At 63.9% G+C, this 19,072-nt stretch carries 19 protein-coding genes and 1 riboswitch; of the genes, 5 read left to right on the top strand and 14 right to left on the bottom strand.

The genetic code is table 11. From position 1 onward, the window contains the following. Positions 1-20: 20 nt before the first annotated feature. The 3 genes from VWY60_RS05460 to VWY60_RS05450 all read right to left on the bottom strand — a co-directional run bounded on the left by VWY60_RS05460 (position 21) and on the right by VWY60_RS05450 (position 2,175). A complete protein-coding gene (locus VWY60_RS05460; RefSeq protein WP_340547364.1) occupies positions 21-284 on the bottom strand; it encodes a DUF7218 family protein in 264 nt (87 codons plus the stop codon). A gap of 98 nt (positions 285-382) precedes the next feature. Then, positions 383-1,837 carry a mechanosensitive ion channel family protein gene (locus VWY60_RS05455; protein WP_416539976.1) on the bottom strand — a complete coding sequence of 485 codons (1,455 nt, stop codon included), beginning with the start codon at positions 1,835-1,837 and terminating at the stop codon, positions 383-385. Positions 1,838-2,049: 212 nt separating this feature from the next. After that, on the bottom strand, positions 2,050-2,175 hold the full coding sequence (locus VWY60_RS05450; RefSeq protein ID WP_072505423.1) for an entericidin A/B family lipoprotein: 126 nt from the start codon (positions 2,173-2,175) through the stop codon (positions 2,050-2,052). 415 nt (positions 2,176-2,590) lie between these two features. Here VWY60_RS05450 and VWY60_RS05445 point away from each other — a divergent pair, with 415 nt between their 5' ends. Further along, on the top strand, positions 2,591-3,172 hold the full coding sequence (locus VWY60_RS05445) for an exopolysaccharide biosynthesis protein (RefSeq protein ID WP_416539975.1): 582 nt from the start codon (positions 2,591-2,593) through the stop codon (positions 3,170-3,172). A 6-nt stretch (positions 3,173-3,178) separates the two neighbouring features. Here the strand turns inward: VWY60_RS05445 and VWY60_RS05440 are convergent, their stop codons facing one another. Genes VWY60_RS05440 through VWY60_RS05420 form a run of 5 tightly spaced genes read right to left on the bottom strand, consistent with a single transcriptional unit; the run spans position 3,179 to position 9,066 of the window. Next, a complete protein-coding gene (locus VWY60_RS05440) occupies positions 3,179-4,459 on the bottom strand; it encodes an amidohydrolase family protein (RefSeq protein WP_416539974.1) in 1,281 nt (426 codons plus the stop codon). After that, positions 4,459-5,403, bottom strand: a complete 945-nt coding sequence (locus VWY60_RS05435) for an ABC transporter permease (RefSeq protein ID WP_416536656.1) — start codon at positions 5,401-5,403, stop codon at positions 4,459-4,461. Before VWY60_RS05435 ends, VWY60_RS05440 begins: the two co-directional genes overlap by 1 nt. A 1-nt stretch (position 5,404) precedes the next feature. Continuing rightward, entirely contained in the window at positions 5,405-6,454 is a 1,050-nt protein-coding gene (locus VWY60_RS05430) for an ABC transporter permease (RefSeq protein ID WP_340547359.1), read from the bottom strand. Beyond that, entirely contained in the window at positions 6,444-8,024 is a 1,581-nt protein-coding gene (locus VWY60_RS05425) for an ABC transporter ATP-binding protein (RefSeq protein WP_416539973.1), read from the bottom strand. The genes VWY60_RS05430 and VWY60_RS05425 overlap by 11 nt, the downstream gene beginning before the upstream one ends. 10 nt (positions 8,025-8,034) lie before the next feature. After that, positions 8,035-9,066: a BMP family protein gene (locus tag VWY60_RS05420; protein ID WP_416536659.1), complete on the bottom strand. Its 1,032-nt coding sequence runs from the start codon at positions 9,064-9,066 to the stop codon at positions 8,035-8,037. Positions 9,067-9,359: 293 nt separating this feature from the next. Here VWY60_RS05420 and VWY60_RS05415 point away from each other — a divergent pair, with 293 nt between their 5' ends. Continuing rightward, positions 9,360-9,707 (top strand): RidA family protein, encoded by a 348-nt coding sequence (locus tag VWY60_RS05415; protein WP_340547356.1) that lies wholly within the window; start codon positions 9,360-9,362, stop codon positions 9,705-9,707. Positions 9,708-9,767: 60 nt separating this feature from the next. On the opposite strand, the gene VWY60_RS05410 is transcribed toward VWY60_RS05415, so the two are convergent. The 6 genes from VWY60_RS05410 to paaZ form a co-directional block, all read right to left on the bottom strand. Continuing rightward, entirely contained in the window at positions 9,768-10,847 is a 1,080-nt protein-coding gene (locus VWY60_RS05410) for a FecCD family ABC transporter permease (protein ID WP_416536660.1), read from the bottom strand. 1 nt (position 10,848) lies between these two features. Beyond that, positions 10,849-11,829: an ABC transporter substrate-binding protein gene (locus VWY60_RS05405; protein WP_416539972.1), complete on the bottom strand. Its 981-nt coding sequence runs from the start codon at positions 11,827-11,829 to the stop codon at positions 10,849-10,851. 15 nt (positions 11,830-11,844) lie between these two features. Beyond that, positions 11,845-12,630: an ABC transporter ATP-binding protein gene (locus VWY60_RS05400; protein ID WP_340547353.1), complete on the bottom strand. Its 786-nt coding sequence runs from the start codon at positions 12,628-12,630 to the stop codon at positions 11,845-11,847. Continuing rightward, positions 12,627-13,070, bottom strand: a complete 444-nt coding sequence (locus VWY60_RS05395; RefSeq protein ID WP_416539971.1) for a DUF1636 family protein — start codon at positions 13,068-13,070, stop codon at positions 12,627-12,629. The genes VWY60_RS05400 and VWY60_RS05395 overlap by 4 nt, the downstream gene beginning before the upstream one ends. A gap of 103 nt (positions 13,071-13,173) precedes the next feature. Next, a riboswitch (cobalamin riboswitch) is annotated at positions 13,174-13,388 on the bottom strand. A gap of 80 nt (positions 13,389-13,468) precedes the next feature. Beyond that, positions 13,469-14,290 carry a PaaX family transcriptional regulator C-terminal domain-containing protein gene (locus tag VWY60_RS05390; protein ID WP_416539970.1) on the bottom strand — a complete coding sequence of 274 codons (822 nt, stop codon included), beginning with the start codon at positions 14,288-14,290 and terminating at the stop codon, positions 13,469-13,471. Positions 14,291-14,356: 66 nt separating this feature from the next. Then, the gene (gene paaZ, locus VWY60_RS05385) at positions 14,357-16,387 is read right to left on the bottom strand and encodes a phenylacetic acid degradation bifunctional protein PaaZ (protein WP_416539969.1); all 2,031 of its coding nucleotides are present in this window, start codon (positions 16,385-16,387) and stop codon (positions 14,357-14,359) included. Between the two features lie 123 nt (positions 16,388-16,510). Between paaZ and paaG the strand changes: the two genes are divergently transcribed. Genes paaG through paaK form a run of 3 tightly spaced genes read left to right on the top strand, consistent with a single transcriptional unit; the run spans position 16,511 to position 19,068 of the window. Beyond that, the gene (paaG, locus tag VWY60_RS05380) at positions 16,511-17,296 is read left to right on the top strand and encodes a 2-(1,2-epoxy-1,2-dihydrophenyl)acetyl-CoA isomerase PaaG (RefSeq protein WP_416539968.1); all 786 of its coding nucleotides are present in this window, start codon (positions 16,511-16,513) and stop codon (positions 17,294-17,296) included. A 2-nt stretch (positions 17,297-17,298) separates the two neighbouring features. After that, a complete protein-coding gene (gene paaI / locus VWY60_RS05375; RefSeq protein WP_416539967.1) occupies positions 17,299-17,724 on the top strand; it encodes a hydroxyphenylacetyl-CoA thioesterase PaaI in 426 nt (141 codons plus the stop codon). Between the two features lie 33 nt (positions 17,725-17,757). Then, on the top strand, positions 17,758-19,068 hold the full coding sequence (gene paaK, locus VWY60_RS05370) for a phenylacetate--CoA ligase PaaK (RefSeq protein WP_416539966.1): 1,311 nt from the start codon (positions 17,758-17,760) through the stop codon (positions 19,066-19,068). Positions 19,069-19,072: the final 4 nt, after the last annotated feature.

The following is a 19,072-nucleotide window of genomic DNA, read 5'->3' as shown; positions in this document are numbered from 1 at the left end:
TTGTCGGGGTATGGGCGCGGTCAGGCGCTGCGCAGCGCCTCGATCAGCGCGTCCTTGTTCATAGTCGAGCGCCCGTCGATATCCAGCTCGCGGGCGCGGTCCATCAGCTCGTCTTTGGTCCAATCCTCATATGGGGGCGCCTTACCGCCCTTTTCAGATGGGGACATGTCATCATTTGCCTGCGCGTTGGCTATGGCGGCAGCCTTCGACTTACCATAGCCCTTGTCGCGCAGGGCCTCATAGGTGTCTTCCTTCTTGATGGATGCGCTGTGGTCGTCGGCCATGGGGTGCTCCTCTTTTCCAAGCGCAACGCAGAACCTGAATAAATTGTTCCGCCATCTCATATTGCCGCATTGCCATCTGGCCGTGGCGATTGGCGTCATCACTCCGCGTTCTGCCCGTCGCTCAGCAGGTCGCCGCCACCATCGGGGGCGTTGCGTTCGCGGGCGGCAGCCTCCTCATTGGCGTCCTCGACACGGGCTGGATCCGACGCTGCCGGCAGGGGGGTCTCGGCCGGGGCGGCGGCAGGTTTAGGTGCCGGGGCCTTCTGCGATTTCTGCTGGGCCACGGGCAGCAGGCTCGCGGCGTCCCGAGCATCAACACGCAGGCGGTAGATCGGCTCCGGCAGGCCAAACCCATTGCTTTCCAGCGCGGTCTTGGCAATCCGAATGGCCTCGCCACGGGCTTTTTGAAAACTGCTCTGGGTCTGATCGACCCAGCCGGTGAAGGTCAGGATCACATTTGAATCGCCAACCTCCTTGACCCAGGCACCAACCGATGGATCCCGCAGGACAAAGGGCAGCGATTGCAGGGCATCAACCGCCGTCGACAGGGCCGCGGCCAGATCGGCGTCGGCATCAACACCCAGTTCAAACTCGAACCGCCGGTTGGCATCGCGGGTGTAGTTGACGATCCGGCCCTTGAAGACGGTCGCATTGGGGATGCGGATATGGTTGCCTTCGGGTGAGATCAGGATGGTCGCGCGTGAGGTCAGCCGGGCAACGGTCCCCATATCGCCTGCAATCTCGACAAAATCATTCGGTCGAAACGGTTGCCGCAGGCTGAGCAGAATAGAGGCGATGAAATTCTCCACCGTGTCGCGCACCGCAAAACCAACCGCCAGACCAGCAACACCAGCGGCCCCCAATACGGCCCCCAGCAGCGCTGTTGCGTTGAGGATATCCAGCGCCACCACCAGCCCAAGGACGATAAAGGCAATGCGCGCCACACCGCTATAGACCTCCGCGATAAAGGAGTTTGGCGCCAGACGCTTCCAGATCCGCAGCCGCGTCGTCAGCAGCCAGCCAAAGGCGGAAATCATCACGAAAACCAGCATCGCGACAAAGAAAATCGGTGCATTGGCAATGATATTTCGGGTCCGCTCCTTCAGCCGGGAAAAGGCCGAGTCGAGCCGCTCATCAAGCCGCCCATTGATCGCGGTCCGGTTTTCGATCGCCACGACACCGTCAATGCGTTCGACCATCGTGGTCAGCTGGGTCTGGCGCGGATTGTCCAGAACCTCGCCCGACAGGGTCACAACGCCACTTGACACAGAGACCCTCACCTTGTCGAAGCCGTCGATCTCTCCCAGCAGCTGGACAATCCTGCGGCGGATCTGGGCGTCCGGGGCGGCTTTGCTGTCGAGCTGGATTGCGCTGTCGGTCTGCACCGGATCGCTGGTCGCCTGAGCGGCGCCGGGATGCGGCAGCAACAGGCAGAATGTCAGCGCCATGACACTCAGATGCAGCGCAAGCCGGGATTGACGGAATGCCCGGGCCAAGGGCCGGGCGGCGGCGCCGACGGGATGGGGGGAGCGGCGGGCAGGGCGGTGGGGCATTGGCATCCTCGGTCTGGAACGCATCGGAAAGGGGCGCGTGGCCCGCTGGTTGTAATACCCGTCAGGCCATTGATCGCGCTGCAATGGTTCTTCGAGTTACGGGGAACGTCAACCGCCGACCGCCATCAGCACCGCAATATCCGGATGCGCGCGGGATCGGACAGAAAAACCCCGCCAGAACTGGTCTGACGGGGCATGAATCGGGCGGCGCTTTACTGTGCTTCCTGAGATTCCTCGGTGATCGCGTCGCCAAGGTCGGAGACGTCACGGCCAAAGCCCTCGGTTGTTTCGCAGGCAGCCAGACCGGCCAGGGCAAGAGCGGCAATAATTAGTCGCATGTCAAATTCCTTTTGTTTCGCGGCGCGAACGCCGGTGTCAGATCCAAGTATCAGTCCCGAAAAATCGGGGCCGGTGTCGCACCGGCGGAGTATGGGGCGCGGGCAAAGCCCAGTCGCGGCCCCGGGTGGCCCCGATCTGGCGGGGCCTGCCCCGTCTCGTCACGGGGTTGCGCTGGGCTAACGCCTCTGCTGCCGGATCGGTTCCCGCCGAAGCTGCTGGCAGTCAAAGAAAAACACCTGACCTGCCTCGGGGGCGAGCGGTGTTGTCGTGCGCATTGTTCCGCGCTCGCCGGAACCGCAGGCGCGTCGAAACGTTTGCTTTCCAGAGACACAGAACAGACACGGGACCCGACGCGTGACAGGTCGGACAGAGCGCCGAAGCGCGCACCGCAGGCCAGACAGGAGGCAGATCACAATGACAGCGCAGGACCATCCCGTCGGCGAGATAATCGAGGCGACGACCGAATTGCTGGAAGAGGACTGCATCAGCGTTGCCGAGGTTGTCGAGGATCTTGGCCATTCCTCGATGGCGGCGACCCTGTTGCTGCCCGCGATGGCGGTGGTGTCGCCGCTCAGTGGCGTGCCGCTGTTCTCGACTGTCTGCGGGCTGCTGATCTTTCTCATCGCCGGGCAAATGGCGCTTGGCCGGGATCACCTGTGGCTGCCGGATTGGCTCCGCCGACAGCGGATCTCCTCGGAGCGGGCGCGCAGGGTGCTGGGGCCTATGCGCCGGATGGCCCGATTTCTCGATCGCCATACCGAGGCGCGGGTGAAGATCCTGCTGCGCCAGCCCTTTGTCACAGTGCCGCGTATCCTGTGCGCCCTCTCTGGGCTGGCGATGCCGTTTCTTGAACTGGTGCCCTTCAGCTCTTCCACTCTGGGGGCGGTGGTCAGCAGCCTTGCCGTTGCGATGCTGACCCGCGACGGGCTGGTAATGCTGGTGGCGCTGGCGCTGCTGGCGGTAGCGGGCGTCGGCCTGCCTTACCTGCTGCTATGACGGGGATCAGCCCGGCAGGGTGTGGCGGCGCCGGACCTGTGCAGGGCGACCGGGCAGCGACAGCGCAGCATCGCCGCGTGCGCTGCGGCTGATCACCTTGCCCTTTGCCACCACTGCCAGACGGGCAGGCCGCAGGCGCAGTGCCTCGGTCGGGGTGGCCGCATCCAGCACCACCAACGAGGCGCGATCGCCTTTCTTCAGCCCGTAGCCGTCCAGCCCCATGATCGCGGCATTGTTCTCGGTCACCATGGTGAAACACTGCGCCATCTCGTCCGGGTGGGTCATCTGCGCCACATGCATCCCCATGAAAGCCACGTCCAGCATGTCGCCGGTGCCAAGGCTATACCAGGGATCCAGTACGCAATCCTGCCCCCAGCCCACCGTCACGCCATGGGCCAGCAATTCCTTCACGCGGGTCAGGCCGCGCCGCTTGGGAAAGCTGTCGTGGCGACCTTGCAAGACGATGTTGATCAGTGGATTGGGGATGGCGGCAATCCCGGCTTCGGCAATCAGCGGCAACAGCTTGGAGACGTAGTAGTTGTCCATCGAGTGCATGGAGGTGAGATGGCTGCCGGCCACGCGCCCCTGCAAGCCGTGGCGCAGCGTCTCCTGCGCCAGTGTCTCGATGTGTCGCGACAGCGGATCATCGGTTTCGTCACAATGGATGTCGACCTGCAACCCACGATCCGCCGCGATCTTGCATAGATCGCCCAGAGACTCCGCACCATCCTGCATACTGCGTTCGAAATGCGGAATGCCGCCCACCACATCGACGCCCATATCCAGCGCGCGGATCAGGTTCTCGCGACCGTTCGGCGCCCGGTACAACCCATCCTGCGGAAAGGCGACCAATTGCAGGTCGATGTACTCCTTGACCGCCTCGCGGACCTCCAGCATCGCGGTCACGCCCCGCAGGTGGTCGGGCGTGGTATCGACATGGGTGCGGATCGCCAGCAGCCCCATGCTGGCCGCCCAGTCGCAATAGGTCAGGGCGCGGCTGACCATATCCTCGACACTGGCCTCCTCGCGCAGCTCTCCCCAAAGGCTGATGCCCTCCAGGAGCGTGCCAGAGGCATTGACCCGCGGCAGCCCGTAGGAGAGCGTCGCATCCATGTGGAAATGCGGATCGACAAAGGGGGGCGTGACCAGATCGCCGCTGGCCTCGATGGTTTCTCTGGCCGCCGCGTCAATGGACGGCGCCACCTCGGTGATGATGTCACCGGTGATGCCGATATCCGCGACCGAGCCATCGGGCAGCGTGCCGCCCTTGATCAACAGATCCAACATCATCTTTCTCCCTTGTTGAATGGCACCATCAATGCGGCAGGCACCTCGGCGCGGCGCGACATCACGATCAACGCCAGTATCGACAGAATATAGGGCATCATCAGGAACAGCTGGTAGGGCACCACCGCGCCGATCCCGGTCTGTTGCAGGCGGATCTGCAAGGCATCGAAGGCGGCAAAGAGGATGGCGCCCAACACCGCCTTGCCCGGTCGCCACGCGCCAAAGACCACCAGCGCAATGCAGATCCAGCCGCGCCCGTTCACCATATCGAAAAAGAAACTGTCAAAGGCCGAAAGCGTCAGGAACGCGCCTCCCACGGCCATCAGGCCGCTGCCCACCACCACCGCACCCATGCGGATTGCGGTCACTGACAGCCCCTGTGCGGCCACTGCCGATGGGTTCTCACCCGCCGCGCGCACCGCCAGCCCCAGCGGCGTTCGGTAGAGCACATAGGCACAGAGCGCCGCCAGCACAAAGGCGGCATAGGTCAGCGGTGTCTGGGAAAACAGGGCCGGGCCGATCAGCGGCAGATCCGACAGCAGCGGGATTTCATAGGGCTGAAACGCCTCGATCTTGGGCGGCGAGGACACCTCTGGCAGCACCACGCGGTAGGTGTAGAAGGTCAGCGAAGTCGCCAGCAGTGTCAGCCCGATGCCCACCACATGCTGCGACAACCCGAAAGGCACGCTGAGCGTCGCATGCAGCAGGCCAAAGGCCATGCCGGTCAGCAGCGCCACACCAACCCCGCCCCATAGCGGCAGCCCGGCCCAGACCGCGATCCAGCCGGAGAAGGCACCCGCGACCATGATCCCCTCGATCCCGAGATTGAGCACGCCGGCCCGTTCGCAGATCAGCTCCCCCAGCGTGGCAAAGATCAGCGGCGAGGCGATGCGGATCGCAGCGGCCCAGAAGCTGGCGGAAAGCAGGATTTCGAGAATGTCCATCTCAGTCCCTCCGCAGCCGGAATTTGCTGAGCAGGATCGCCAGCACCATCAGCAGCAGAGCCGAGGCCAGCATGATATCGGCCAGATAGCTGGGAACACCTGCGGCGCGGCTCATACTGTCGGCCCCGACAAAGATCGCGGCGACAAACAGCGCTGCAAAAACCACGCCAATCGGATGCAGCAGCGCCAGCATGGCCACAACGATGCCCGTGTAGCCAAAACCGGGGCTGAGATCGAGCGTCAGCGCCCCCTTGAGGCCGGCCACCTCCGAATAACCCGCCAGCCCGGCCAGCCCGCCGGACAACAGCGCGGTTTTCAGGATCACCTTTGTGACCGGAATGCCCGCAAATCGCGCGGCTTCGGCGTTCTGGCCAACTGCGCGCATCTCATAGCCCAGCGTGGTGCGGGTGTTGATCACCCAGATCACCAGCGCTGAAATCAGCGCCAGCGCAAACCCCCAGTGCAGCCGCAGCCCATCCACCACCCGGGGCAGCCGCGCGTCGGCGCTTAGCCGGGGTGATTTTGGCCAGCCCATGCCCATCGGATCCTTCAGCGGCCCTTCAAGCAGGTAGGAGACGAACAACAGGAATATGAAGTTGAACAGCAGCGTGGTGACCACCTCATCCACCCCCAGCCGCGTTTTGAGCAGCGCAGGCCCCAGCAGCAGCACCGCCCCCGCGATCAGAGCCGCCGCACCAAGCAGGGGCAGCAACAGCGGTGCAGGCAGGTTCAGCGCGCCGGTGCCCAGAACAACGGTGATCACAGCCCCAGCATAGAGCTGCGCCTCGGCTCCGATATTCCAGAGCTTGGCACGAAAGGCGACCGCAACCGCCAGACCGGTGAAAATCAGCGGGGTTGCGCGGTTCAAGGTCTCAAGCAGCGCAAATTTCGACCCGAATGCCCCGCTCAGGATCAGGCCAAAGATCGACAGCGGTTCCCCCCCGGCGACCTGTGCAAGCGCGGCAGCAATGACAAATGTCGCCAGCAGTGCAAGGGCAGGCGGCAGCAGCCGCCGCTGCCAGCTTGGCGCGGCAATCGGTTCAAGCCGCATGGCCATCCTCCGTCTGTGGGGCATCCGACCGATCGTCAAACCCATGGCCGGCCATCCAGGCGCCCAGTTCCTCGGGCTGTTTGCTGCCACGGGCAAAACCGGGGCTCAGACGCCCTTCGCTGATCACATGGATCACATCGGAAAGCTGCATGATTTCGTCCAGATCCTCGGAAATCAGCAGAACCGCCGCCCCGCGCGCGCAGGCTTTGGCCAATTGTTCATGCACATAGGTGACCGCGCCGATATCCAGCCCGCGCACCGGCTGGTTGGCCAGAATGATCTGCGGGGCCTGCTCCAGCACACGGCCAAGGATCAGCTTTTGCATATTGCCGCCCGACAGCAGCCGGATGCGCGTGTCGGGGCCGGGACAGCGCACGTCATAGCCCGCAATCACCGTCTTGGCGAAGTCACGCGCGGCCCGCCAGTCGAGCCAGCCACGGCGGCTGAAGCGGGTCGCATAGGTTTCAAGGATCGCGTTTTCGGTCAGGTCAAAATCGGCAATCGTGCCGGTCTTGTGCCGGTCTTCGGGGATGCGGGCGATCCCGCTGTTGATCGCCTCACGCGGGGACCAGCCTGCCGGGGCGGCGCCGTTCAGGGTCAGGCTGCCGGACTGCGGCGTGATCAGCCCCGAGACCAGATCAGAAAGCGCGGCCTGACCATTGCCGGACACCCCGGCCAATCCGGTAATCTGACCCGCCGCCAGTTCCAGTGACACGCGCTGCAATCCGGGTGTTGCCCCGATGCTGGGGGTGGAGACCTCATGCAGCTGCAACAGGGCAGGGCCGGGGGCGTTGGCGGTGAAATCCGCCGGCGTCACTTCTGCACCCACCATCAGCGCCGCCAGTTCGTCACGGCTGGTCTCGGCGGTACGCCGCTCGGCCACCAGCCGGCCATGGCGCAGCACCAGCACGCGGTCGGAGATTGCCATCACCTCATGCAGCTTATGCGAGATGAAGATCACCGACAGACCACGGGCGATGGCTTCGCGCAGCGTGGCAAACAGCGCATCGGTCTCCTGCGGTGTCAGAACCGCTGTGGGCTCGTCCAGAATAAGGATCCGGGCATCGCGGTACAGCGCCTTCAGGATTTCCACCCGCTGGCGTTCGCCGACGGTGAGCCGCGAGACCTTGGCGTTGGGATCGACTTTCAGATGAAACTGCTCCGCCAGCGCGCGGATACGGGCCTTTGCCGGTCCTGCCCGCAGGCCCAGACCCAGCAGCGGCTCCACGCCAAGGGTGATATTCTCCCAGACCGTCAGATTATCCGCCAGCGTGAAATGCTGATGCACCATGCCGACGCCGCCATCCAGCGCGGCGCGCGGTACACCGGGGGGCAGGGCCGTGCCGAACAGTTCCACGCCGCCAGCGTCCGCCGTGTATTGTCCGAACAGAATATTCATCAGCGTGGTCTTGCCCGCGCCATTCTCTCCCAGCAGGGCGATCACCTCGCCTGCAAACAGGTCAAAGCTCACGTCATCATTTGCGGTGACGCTGCCAAAATGCTTGGTGATGTGTTGCAGGCGCAGCACCGGGCCACTGCCCGATGCCTGCGCCGTCTGGTCCGGCGTCATGCGCAGCTGCTCAGGAGGAGCCGGGCTCGGTGTCGTTGATCTCCACCACAAAAGAGCCATCCTTGATCGCTGCGCTGCGGCTGGCGATCAGATCCAGTGCCTCCTGCGGGATCTTGCCCTCAAAGGTGCCAAAAGGCGCCAGCGAGGCTCCGCCCTCCTTCATGAAGGAATAGATGCCATAGTCGGCAGCGGTGAAATTGCCGTCCCGCACCTTGGCGATGGCTGCATCCAGGGTCGGCTCAAAATGCCACAGCGCCGAGGCCGCCACCGTGTCAGGATAGTCGCTCTGGGTGTCGATCACATTGCCGATGGCCAGCACGCCCTTCTCCTTGGCCGCGTCGGAGACGCCAAAGCGTTCCGCATAGAGCATATCGGCACCGTTCTCGATCATGGCGAATGCGGTTTCCTTGGCCTTGGGCGGATCGAACCAGCTGCCGATGAACGAGACCTGGAATTTGATATCGGGGTTCATCTCCCGCGCGCCCGCCATAAAGGCGTGCATCAGGCGGTTCACCTCAGGAATGGGAAAACCGCCGACCATGCCGATATTGCCGCTCTCCGACATGGCCCCGGCCACGATCCCCGACAGGTAGGAGGCATCCTGAATGTAGTTGTCGAAGACCGCCAGATTGGGCAGCGCCGGATCCTCCTTGAAGGAAGAGCCCATCAGGAAGGCCACATCGGGATAATCTGCCGCCACCTCGCGGGCCTCTGCCTCAACGCCGAAGATCTCACCGATGATCAGCTTGTGCCCCTGTTCGGCATATTCGCGCATCACGCGCGGATAATCGGTGTTCGAGGTGTTTTCGGAAAACGTATAGGTGATGTCGCCACGGTTCTCTGCGGCGAGGGCGGCAACATGGATCCGGCTGACCCATTGCTGTTCGACGGGCACGGTGTAGATGCCTGCAACCTTGATCGGCTCGGCCGCTGTTGCCCGAAGCGGCAGCGAGGCGGCAAGCCCGACGGTCAGCGCCCCGGCGGCACAGCTGAGCAGAAAGTGGCGGCGCGACATCCGCGCGCTGGTCTTGGTCTGTGTCATGTCATTTCCCCCTGTCGATGGCCCTGCGTTGGTGCAGGCTCTTTGGAACGTCGCCGGTCATGCCCGCGTGGTGTCGACGCTAGGGGGCTGGTCGTGACCCCGGCAATACGCGCCCTGTGTTCCGCAGGGGAAACTATAGGGGCGCGCTTCTCTTTTGGGCAAGGATGAATTCAGATATCGAAATCTGTGCGGTATTTGAACCGCTTGCCCTGCGCATTGCCTTGCTTTCGATGGGGCGGTATCCATGATGCGGACCCGCCCTGTCGGCGCGGCCGACACCGAACGAGGATCACATGACACAGATTGAACGCAGCCACACCGGCCCCCGCATGAGCCAGATCGTCAAACATGGCGATACCATCTATCTGGCCGGTCAGGTCGGCACCGCCGGGGCCAGCGTCGCGCAGCAGACGCAGGATTGCCTCGACAATATCGACCGGCTGCTGGCAGAGGCGGGCAGCGACAAAACACGTATCCTGCAATGCACCATCTGGCTGTCTGACATGGCTGATTTTGCTGCGATGAACGAGGTGTGGGACGCCTGGGTGCCCGAGGGGCATACCCCGGCCCGGGCCTGCGGCGAGGCAAAGCTGGCGCGCCCCGAGTTTCTGGTGGAGATGATCGTCGTTGCCGCGGCCTGAGGCTGATAATTGCAAAAGGCCCCCGTCAGCGATGGGGGCCTTCTTTGGGATCGGGCGACCTTAGCGCCGCCGCAGCAGCCAGATAAAGAAGACGCCGCCGACCAGCCCGGTGACCAGCCCGATCGGCATGTCCTCTGGCGCCATCAGGGTGCGGGCGGCGATATCGGCAGAGACCAGAAACAGCCCGCCGAATAGTGCCGAGACCGGCAGCACCCGGCGGTGATCACCGCCAACGATCAGCCGCGCCACATGCGGGACGATCAGCCCGACAAAGCCGATCATTCCGGAAAAGGCCACCATCACCCCGGTGACCAGCGCGCCGACGCAAAAGGTCATCAGCCGGAACCGCGCCACCGGTATGCCCAGGGTTGTTGCCGTTTCGTCACCGACGGTCATCGCATTGAGATCGCCAGAGCGGGACCAGAGCCACCCCCCGCAGAGCAGCAGCACCACCAGCGGATAGGCCAGGTGGCTCCACTGCGCGAGGCCAAGCCCGCCCAGCATCCAGAACACCACGGTATGGGTGGCGCGCGGATCTCCAAGGAAAATCAGAATATTGGCGCCTGCCATGATCACAAAGGAGACCGCCACGCCAACCAGAACCAGCCGGTCAGCGGTTGTCGCCTCGGCAAAGCGGGAGACCGCAAGGACCAGCGCGGTTGCGCCCAATGCGCCGACAAAGGCCAGCAAGGGCACTGTGAGAAGCCCGAGAAACAACCCGGTGTGCAGCAGCGCCAGAATGGCACCAAAGGCACCGCCGGCCGAAATGCCCAGCAGATGCGGATCTGCCAGCGGGTTGCGGGTCACCGCCTGAAGGCTGGCACCCACCATGGCCAGACCGGCCCCGACCATCATCGCAAGCAGCGCGCGGGGAAACCGGATATCCCAGACGATGGCCGCCTGCCCCTTGGTCCAGCCTGCGGCGAAATCGGCGCCCGATCCGCCGCCCAGCTTGTCGGCGATGATCCCCCAGACGGAGGTCAGCGGGATGCCGACCGCGCCCACGGAGACCGCAATCGACAGGGTCAGGGCCGTCAGCACGGCCCCGCCCAGGATCCAGGCCAGCCGCCCGCGCAGGCGCCGCCGGGCACGCGCGCTCAGGCGCGGCTCAGATGCGTGATGTGCGTCGGCTGTGGACATATCAGTTGCTTACCGCATCCGCGCGGGCGGCGTCAAAATCGGTGGCAAGTGTCTTGATCGCGCGGATATTGCGCGGACCCGGTGTGGCTTCGACATATTCCAGCGTCACGAAACGGTCGTTCTTCACCGCGTCGATCTCGGCAAAGGCCGGGTTGCCCCGCATGAAGGCGCGTTTTTCCTCGGCGGTGACCGAGCCGTAGTTGACGATGACAATCACTTCGGGGTTGCGCTCGACCACGGCTTCCCAGGTGACGGTGGCCCAGCTTTTCTCCAGATCATCCATCACATTGCTGCCGCCCGCGGCCTCGATCAGCGCGGTGGGCATGGCGTATTTCCCGGCGGTAAAGGGCGAATCCTCGCCGCTGTCATAGACAAAGACCCGCAGCGGCTCACCCGTCTCGGGGCGGTCCTTGGCAAAGGCGGCAAGCTCGTCCTTATAGCCGGCCACCAGCGCCTCGGCGGTGTCCTCGACCGCAAAGATCCGGCCCAGATTCAGCAGGTCATTATACATGTCATCCATGCTGACCTTGGCTTTTTCGCCGATGTGAATGCAGCTCTCGGTCAGCTCATAGACCTTGATGTCAAACGGCGCGAGTGTCTCGGGTGTGACCTCACCGCCCACTTTCATGCCGTAGTTCCACCCGGCAAAGTAGAAATCCGCACCGGCGCCGATCAGCACTTCCTTGGAGGGGTATTTGGCCGATAGTTCCGGCAGCTCCGCCACGCCTGCGCGCATGACCGGATCCAGCGTTTTCCAGCCGGAAATACCGGTGTAGCCGACCATGCGGTCAGCCAGCCCCAGTGCCAGCATCATTTCGGTGAGATTGACGTCGTTGGAGACCGCGCGTTTTGGCGGTGCCGCAAAACTGACACTGCGGTTGCAGCTCTGCACGGTGGTCTCGGCCTGCGCCGCCGGGGCCAGGGAGGCACCAAGTAGGGTGGCGGCAAGCAGCGGCATCACAGTGGAAAGGCGGGCAAACATGATCAGGTGGTGTCCTTATGAAACAGGGAGATGAAAGGTAAGGTGATCCTGCCCGGAGGGGGCAAGTGTCTCGCGCCTCGCAGCGACGTTGAAGACCTCGCTAACGGTATCTTCGCTCAGAACGTCGCGCGGTGCGCCAAAGGCCAGCGTGCGGCCCTGCGCCATCAGCAGGATGTCGTCGCAGACCCCGGCTGCTATGTTCAGATCATGCAGGCTGGTGATGATGGTCACGTCGAGATCCCGGATCAGCTCCAGCACATCAAGCTGATGGCGAATGTCCAGATGGTTGGTGGGTTCGTCCAGCACCAGCAGGGCCGGCTCCTGCGCCAGCGCACGCGCCACCATGACCCGCTGACGTTCGCCGCCCGACAGGGTGCCAAAGGCACGATCGGCCATTTCGCCCAGTTCCAGACGATGGAGCATCCGGTCGACAATCGCCGCATCGCGGGCGCCCGGCGTGGCAAAACCGGACCGGTAGGGCGCGCGCCCCAGCGCGACAATCTCGGCCACGGTCAGGGCAAAATCTGTGGGTTGCTCCTGCAAGACAGCGGCAACGCGCTGCGCTGCGGCCTTGGGCGGAAGGGCCCAGATGTCGCTGTCGCCGACCTCAACCCTGCCGCTGCGCGGCTGGTTGAACCGGTAGATCACCCGCAGCAGGCTGGATTTGCCGGCCCCATTCGGCCCCACCACGCCCAGCACCCGGCCCGCGTCCAGATGAAAACTGGTCGGATGCAGGATCAGCGGAGCCATGCGGCCCGGCCCCCAGCTGACATCGGTCACGGTTACGGCAGCTGCGGTCATTCGGCAGGCTCCACCTGTTGCAGCGCCGCAGGGGCGTCGATGGCGGGCGCCGGGATCGCAGCGGCCGGGGCGGCCGGAACCAGGGCCGGGATGCGCGACAATGTACAACGGCGCAGTTTTCCGGGGCGGTCAACCGAACTGCACCAGCCGTCAGCCAGCATCTGGTAGAGATCGGTGAAACTCAGGAGATCGGCGAGATCCTCCTCGGGGCTTAGATCGCCAAAGACATAGCTTGCCTTGCCATCCGCTTGAAATCCGACGGTACAGGGATGGCTGCATCCGGCCATACAGGCCACGCCGGCAACCTCGATCGCGGCACTGCCACGCCGGTCGAGTTCACGGCGCAGGGCCGCAATCAGCTCCGGCCCCGGACGGCTGCCCGGGGTCGCGCCCTTGCAGGATGTGCACACCAGAATACGGTGCCTTGCTGTCCCGTCCATAGCGCCCTCCGCGCAATCCGGTCAGGTGATGAGGGGGAAGGGGATCAGCAATGCCTCAGCGCCACGCAAAATCGTCCTGCCCGCCGGAACACCCCGCCCGGTCAATAGGTTTCCAGTCGATGGCAGGTCTCCTGACTTGCGGGTTGCTGCGGGCCTCGGCCTTCCCGGCGCCAGCGCCAGTGGTCAATCGAGGTCGCTCACCGCTCACAGTTGCGGGGGCAGTCGCGGATTCGGCGCCTGATGGCTACACCACACCGCGTTCCCTTTTCATCCCGTGACCGCTTTTGGGTCTTGGGAACCATCTCCGGTTTTGGGTAGATTTCTCGCCGGGGTTTGTAAAGGGGAAACCGTCTGCCAATGCGTGTGCCGCCAGGGCGGCGGTGGCGCAAATGCGCGCCTCAGGGCTCTTCGGGCTGAAGCAGTTCACCACCGGCGCCAAGCCGGGGGCGCGGCAGGTGCTGCAACAGGGTTGCCACGCGCTGGCGGCAATGTTCCCCGGTCCAGTCTGCGGGGTGAAACCGGGGCGGCAAGTCGGGGTGGCGCAGCACCACACGCCGCCAGCGGTGCACGATCAGGGTCCGCAGCGTGGCAATCTGCGCCGGATCAAGCGCGCCTGCCTCGGTCATCTTTGGCGGTGTCAGACCGCTCAACGTGGTGTCGAGCCGGGCGCAGGCCTGTCTCAGGTCATCGGGAAACAGCCGGTCCCGCAGCCAATCGGGCACCGTCAGTTCCGGCTGTTCCACCACAAGGAAATTGTCCCGACCCTGCGGCAGCGGACCGTGACCCAGCAGGGTCGAACGGTTGATCGCGACATAATTGGGCTGCTGCAACAGCGCATCCAGTGCGCTGTTCTGCCCATCCGCAGCCACAAGCAGGTGCCAGTCGGCGGGGGGCACGGTGGTTGGCGCATAGATGCGCGGGGTGACGGCGGCGGACTGACTGCGCCCCATCGGCGTCAGGAAATGGACCGACGCCCGGCCCGAGCGTGTGCTGTCGATCCAGCCATCCTTGCGCAGCCGGTGCAGCGCCACGCGGATCGCCTCGGGCTTGATGCCCATCGGCGTGATGATCCGGGTGAGGGCGCTGCCGCCGATCTGATCCCCCTCGCGCTGCGCCAGATCGCCAAACAGCGAGACAATAATCGACCACACCCGCTGGTTCTGCGGATCGCTGAGGGCGGTTACGGCGGTGTCAAACCAGAGGGTCTGCGTGTCGGTCATATAGAATAGATAAATCGCCCGGGCCGGTTAGGCCAGACCGGGCGAGTGTTTCACTGCAAACACCTGTCAGAAGGCATTCATCGTCAGCAGCTCATATTCGGCGGCAATCTCGTCGTCCTGATTGGTCAGGGTGACATGCCAGCGCACTTCGCCGTAGTCCTCGTTGCGGGGAGTTTTTTTCTTCACCGTCAGGCGCACCCTGATGCTGTCACCTGCCGAAACCGGCTTCATGAAGCGCAGGGAGTCGAGGCCGGTGTTGGCCAGAACTGGGCCTTCGTCCGGCTGCACGAACATGCCCGCCGCGAAGGACAACAGCAGGTAGCCATGCGCCACGCGGCCCGGGAAGAACGGGTTCCGCTTGGCGGCGGCGTCGTCCATGTGGGCATAGAAGGTGTCGCCGGTGAAATGGGCGAAGGTCTCGATATCCTCCAGCGTCACGGTGCGCGGCGCGGTGTGCAGGGTCTCGCCAATCGCCAGCTCGCCGAATTTGCGGGTGAACGGATGTGCCGGGCCCTTGATCTCTGTGCCGCCGGGGACCCATGTCTTGCCAATCGCAGACAGGATATCGGGTGAGCCCTGAATGGCGGTGCGCTGCATGTAATGCTTGACGCCGCGCACGCCGCCCAGCTCCTCGCCACCGCCGGCACGGCCCGGGCCGCCATGCACCATGTGGGGCAGGGGGGAACCATGGCCGGTCGATTCCTTCATCGAGTCGCGGTTGTTGAAATAAAGCCGCCCGTGGTAGGCGCCAGCCCCCAGCGCGACCTCGCGGGCCACCTCAGTATCATGGGTGATGACCGAGGCGACCAGCGAGCCTTCACCGCGATTGGCGAGAGCAATCGCATGGCTCAGATCGCGGTAGCCCATAATGGTGGAGACGGGGCCGAAGGCCTCGGTGTCATGGATCCGCTGGGCATGGTCCGGGTCGGCGCAGTGGAACAGCATCGGCGGCACAAAGGCGCCTTTGTCGGCGTCTGCACCATCGACGGTGAAGTTCTCGGGATCACCGAAGACACGCTCAGCTTCCTGGCCGATGATTTCCGCCTTTTCCAGCACGTCACGCTTTTGGCTGTTGGAGACCAGCGCGCCCATGCGGGTGGTTTCCAGACGCGGGTCGCCGATCTGGGTTTTGGCCAGGCGGGCAGAGAGCGCCTCGATCACCGCGTCCACCTGCGCCTGCGGCGCGATGATGCGGCGGATGGCGGTGCATTTCTGACCTGCCTTGGTGGTCATCTCACGGCTGACCTCCTTGACGAACAGGTCAAACTCCGGCGTTCCGGGCTGCGCGTCCGGGCCCAGGATCGACGCGTTGAGGCTGTCCTGTTCGGCCACAAAACGGACCGAGTTTTCCAGGATCACCGGGTTCGCCCGCAGCTTCAGCGCGGTCTGCGCCGAGCCGGTGAAACTGACCACATCCTGCATGGTCAGATGGTCCAGCATGTCACTGAGGCCGCCGGACACCAGCTGTAGTGCCCCGTCGGGCAGGAGGCCCGAGTCCAGCATCAGCCGCACCGCCAGCTCGGTGACATAGCAGGTGGCGGTCGCCGGTTTCACGATGGCCGGAACCCCTGCGAGCAGGGTCGGCGCCAGCTTCTCCAGCATCCCCCAGACCGGGAAGTTGAAGGCGTTGATATGCACTGCAACCCCTTGCAAAGGCGTGCAGATATGCTGACCGAGGAAGGTGCCGTTGCGGGAGAGCTGCTCCACATCGCCGTCCAGATAAACATGCCCGTCCGGCATTTCGCGGCGCCCCTTGGAGGCGAAGACGAACATGGTGCCGATGCCGCCGTCGATGTCGATCATGTGGTCGGACTGGGTGGCACCGGTGTTGAACGACAGATCGTAAAGCGCCTGCTTGTGCTGGTTCAGGTGGCCTGCCAGCGCCTTCAGCATCCGGGCGCGGTCGTGGAATGTCAGCTTGCGTAAAGAGGGACCGCCCACCGTGCGGGCATGGTCGAGCATTGCCTGCACATCCAGCGCATCATTGCCGGCCTGGGCGAGAGGTGCGCCGGTAATGGCGCTGGCGATGTTGCGCGCGCCAGCCCCCGGTGCAACCCATTGGCCCGCAACAAAGCTGGAAACATCAAGAAGGCTCATGAGCGCGATCCTTTGCATCTGAACCAATGTGGTTCGGTCTGAGGTGAGAAGCTCCAAATATATTGACCAACCGGTCGGTTTATGCAAGGTCTTTGTTAACACATGTACGAGGGAGGCGCTGTGATGTCTGAGACGCTGCTGGTGAAGGACCACGAAAACTGGGTGGAAATCACCCTGAACCGCCCGGACCGGCTGAACTCTTTCAACGAAGAGATGCACCATGCCTTGCGCGCCGCCCTTGAAGCCGCGCGTGACAGCGGCGCCCGTGCAGTGCTGCTGACCGGCGCTGGCCGTGGCTTTTGTGCAGGTCAGGATCTTGGCGACCGCGACCCGCGCAAGATGGATGGTCCCCCGGATCTCGGGCACACGGTGCGGACCTTTTACGCGCCACTTGTGAACCTCATCCGCTCGCTGGACGTCCCGGTGATCTGTGCCGTCAATGGCGTGGCGGCCGGGGCAGGGGCCAATCTGGCGCTGGCCTGCGACGTGGTGCTGGCGGCGGAAAGCGCCAAGTTCATCCAGTCGTTCTCCAAGGTTGGCCTGATCCCGGATACCGGCGGCAGCTGGCATCTGCCGCGCCTGCTGGGCGAGGCCCGCGCCAAGGGGCTGGCACTGACCGCCGAACCGCTGCCCGCGAAAAAGGCCGAGGACTGGGGCCTGATCTGGAAGGCGCTGCCGGATGACGCGCTGATGGCAGAGGCCCGCGCGATGGCAGAGAAATTCGCCAATGGCCCGACATTGGGCCTGGGGCTGACCAAACAGTGCATTCAGGCGGCGGCGGTCAACACGCTGTCTGACCAGCTGGAGATCGAGGCGGACGCGATGAAGACCTGTGGCGAAAGCGCCGATTATGCGGAAGGCGTCGCCAGCTTCCTTGAAAAACGCGCACCTGTGTTCAAGGGCAAATGACCATGACCCCGAAAGAACGTGCCGAGAAATCCGCCGCCGCTATGTGGGCCGAAGACCATGCGTCCAAATGGGCGGGGATGGAGATCACCCATGTGGATGATGGCGAGGCCACGCTGGAGCTGACCATCGCCCAGCATCACTGCAACGGCCATGGCATCTGCCACGGTGGTGTCACCTTCATGCTGGCCGACAGCGCCTTTGCCTTTGCCTGCAACAGCCGCAACCAGTCGACCGTGGCGCAGCACAATGTGATCAGCTTCACCGCGCCCGGACGGCTGGGCGATACGCTGATCGCCACGGCGCGCGAGATTTCCCTGACCGGGCGCAGCGGCATCTATGACGTGACAGTGACCAATCAGGACGGCCAGCAGATCGCCGAATTCCGGGGCTTTTCCCGGGCGATAAAGGGTCAGCTGTTTGATGAGTAAGCCCTATTGCAAAGACAAGCTGTGGAGAACGCCATGGAAGACCTGAGCCCGAAAAAGGCTGATCTGGACCCGATCGAGATCGCCTCGATCGACGAAATCCGCGACCTTCAGCTCACGCGGCTGAAATGGTCGCTGCGCCACGCCTATGACAACGTGCCGATGTATAAGGCGCGCTTTGACGAGGCAGGGGTGCATCCCGACGATCTACAACAGCTCTCGGATCTGTCCAAGTTCCCCTTCACCTATAAGAACGACCTGCGGGACAACTACCCGTTCGGCCTGTTTGCGGTGCCGCGCAGTGAAATCATCCGCCTGCACGCGTCCTCCGGCACCACCGGCAAACCGACCGTTGTGGGCTATACGGCGAATGATATCAGCAACTGGGCCGATCTGGTGGCGCGGTCCTTGCGGGCCTCCGGCCTGCGCAAGGGCGACATGGTGCACAACGCCTATGGCTACGGGCTGTTCACCGGCGGCCTGGGCGCGCATTACGGGATCGAACGGCTGGGCGCCACTGTTGTTCCGATGTCGGGCGGCCAGACCGAAAAACAGGTGGGCCTGATCACCGATTTCAAGCCTGACGGCATCATGGTGACGCCCTCCTATATGCTCAACATTCTGGAGCAGTTCCACAAGGTCGGCTTTGATCCGCGCGAGTGCTCGCTGAAGGTTGGCGTTTTCGGGGCCGAACCCTGGACCGACGCCATGCGCAAGGAGGTCGAGGCGGCCTTTGACATGCACGCGGTCGATATTTACGGCCTATCCGAGATCATGGGGCCGGGTGTCGCCAATGAATGCGTCGAGACCAAGGATGGTCCGGTGATCTGGGAAGACCACTTCCTGCCGGAGATCATCGACCCGAAGACCGGCGAGGTGCTGCCGGACGGGGAGATGGGCGAGCTGGTGTTCACCACGCTGACCAAGGAAGGCCTGCCGATGATCCGCTACCGCACCCGCGACCTGACCCGCCTGCTGCCGGGCACCGCGCGCACGATGCGGCGGATGGAGAAGATCACCGGCCGCAGCGACGACATGATCATCCTGCGCGGTGTCAATGTGTTCCCCAGCCAGGTCGAAGAGCAGCTCTTGGCCACCGGCGGGCTGGCGCCTTACTACCAGATTGAGCTGTATAAATCCGGCCGCATGGACGCGATGCGGGTTTATGTGGAGGCCAACCCGGATGCCGCCGACGAACTCAGCAAGACCGCAGCCGCGCGGATGCTGACCAAGCGGATCAAGGATATGGTTGGCGTCTCAAGCGAGATCATTGTAGGCGAGCCGGGATCGGTGGAGCGCAGCCAGGGCAAGGCCAAGCGCGTCGTCGACAACCGCAGCAAGGAGTAACCCG

The sequence above is a fragment of the Phaeobacter sp. JH20_26 genome (assembly GCF_048056275.1).
GTDB classification, from domain to species: Bacteria; Pseudomonadota; Alphaproteobacteria; order Rhodobacterales; family Rhodobacteraceae; genus Phaeobacter; species Phaeobacter bryozoorum.
This window is presented reverse-complemented; position numbering and strand designations above follow the sequence as displayed.

Coding starts and splice junctions, on each gene's coding strand:
- paaI (WP_416539967.1), top strand. CDS start 17,299: ATGACCCCGAAAGAACGTGCCGAGAAATCCGCCGCCGCTATGTGGGCC.
- VWY60_RS05425 (WP_416539973.1), bottom strand. CDS start 8,024: ATGACGCCGGACCAGACGGCGCAGGCATCGGGCAGTGGCCCGGTGCTG.
- paaZ (WP_416539969.1), bottom strand. CDS start 16,387: ATGAGCCTTCTTGATGTTTCCAGCTTTGTTGCGGGCCAATGGGTTGCA.
- paaG (WP_416539968.1), top strand. CDS start 16,511: ATGTCTGAGACGCTGCTGGTGAAGGACCACGAAAACTGGGTGGAAATC.
- paaK (WP_416539966.1), top strand. CDS start 17,758: ATGGAAGACCTGAGCCCGAAAAAGGCTGATCTGGACCCGATCGAGATC.
- VWY60_RS05395 (WP_416539971.1), bottom strand. CDS start 13,070: ATGGACGGGACAGCAAGGCACCGTATTCTGGTGTGCACATCCTGCAAG.
- VWY60_RS05415 (WP_340547356.1), top strand. CDS start 9,360: ATGACACAGATTGAACGCAGCCACACCGGCCCCCGCATGAGCCAGATC.
- VWY60_RS05440 (WP_416539974.1), bottom strand. CDS start 4,459: ATGTTGGATCTGTTGATCAAGGGCGGCACGCTGCCCGATGGCTCGGTC.
- VWY60_RS05460 (WP_340547364.1), bottom strand. CDS start 284: ATGGCCGACGACCACAGCGCATCCATCAAGAAGGAAGACACCTATGAG.
- VWY60_RS05420 (WP_416536659.1), bottom strand. CDS start 9,066: ATGACACAGACCAAGACCAGCGCGCGGATGTCGCGCCGCCACTTTCTG.
- VWY60_RS05430 (WP_340547359.1), bottom strand. CDS start 6,454: ATGCGGCTTGAACCGATTGCCGCGCCAAGCTGGCAGCGGCGGCTGCTG.
- VWY60_RS05435 (WP_416536656.1), bottom strand. CDS start 5,403: ATGGACATTCTCGAAATCCTGCTTTCCGCCAGCTTCTGGGCCGCTGCG.
- VWY60_RS05400 (WP_340547353.1), bottom strand. CDS start 12,630: ATGACCGCAGCTGCCGTAACCGTGACCGATGTCAGCTGGGGGCCGGGC.
- VWY60_RS05450 (WP_072505423.1), bottom strand. CDS start 2,175: ATGCGACTAATTATTGCCGCTCTTGCCCTGGCCGGTCTGGCTGCCTGC.
- VWY60_RS05390 (WP_416539970.1), bottom strand. CDS start 14,290: ATGACCGACACGCAGACCCTCTGGTTTGACACCGCCGTAACCGCCCTC.
- VWY60_RS05455 (WP_416539976.1), bottom strand. CDS start 1,837: ATGCCCCACCGCCCTGCCCGCCGCTCCCCCCATCCCGTCGGCGCCGCC.
- VWY60_RS05405 (WP_416539972.1), bottom strand. CDS start 11,829: ATGTTTGCCCGCCTTTCCACTGTGATGCCGCTGCTTGCCGCCACCCTA.
- VWY60_RS05445 (WP_416539975.1), top strand. CDS start 2,591: ATGACAGCGCAGGACCATCCCGTCGGCGAGATAATCGAGGCGACGACC.
- VWY60_RS05410 (WP_416536660.1), bottom strand. CDS start 10,847: ATGTCCACAGCCGACGCACATCACGCATCTGAGCCGCGCCTGAGCGCG.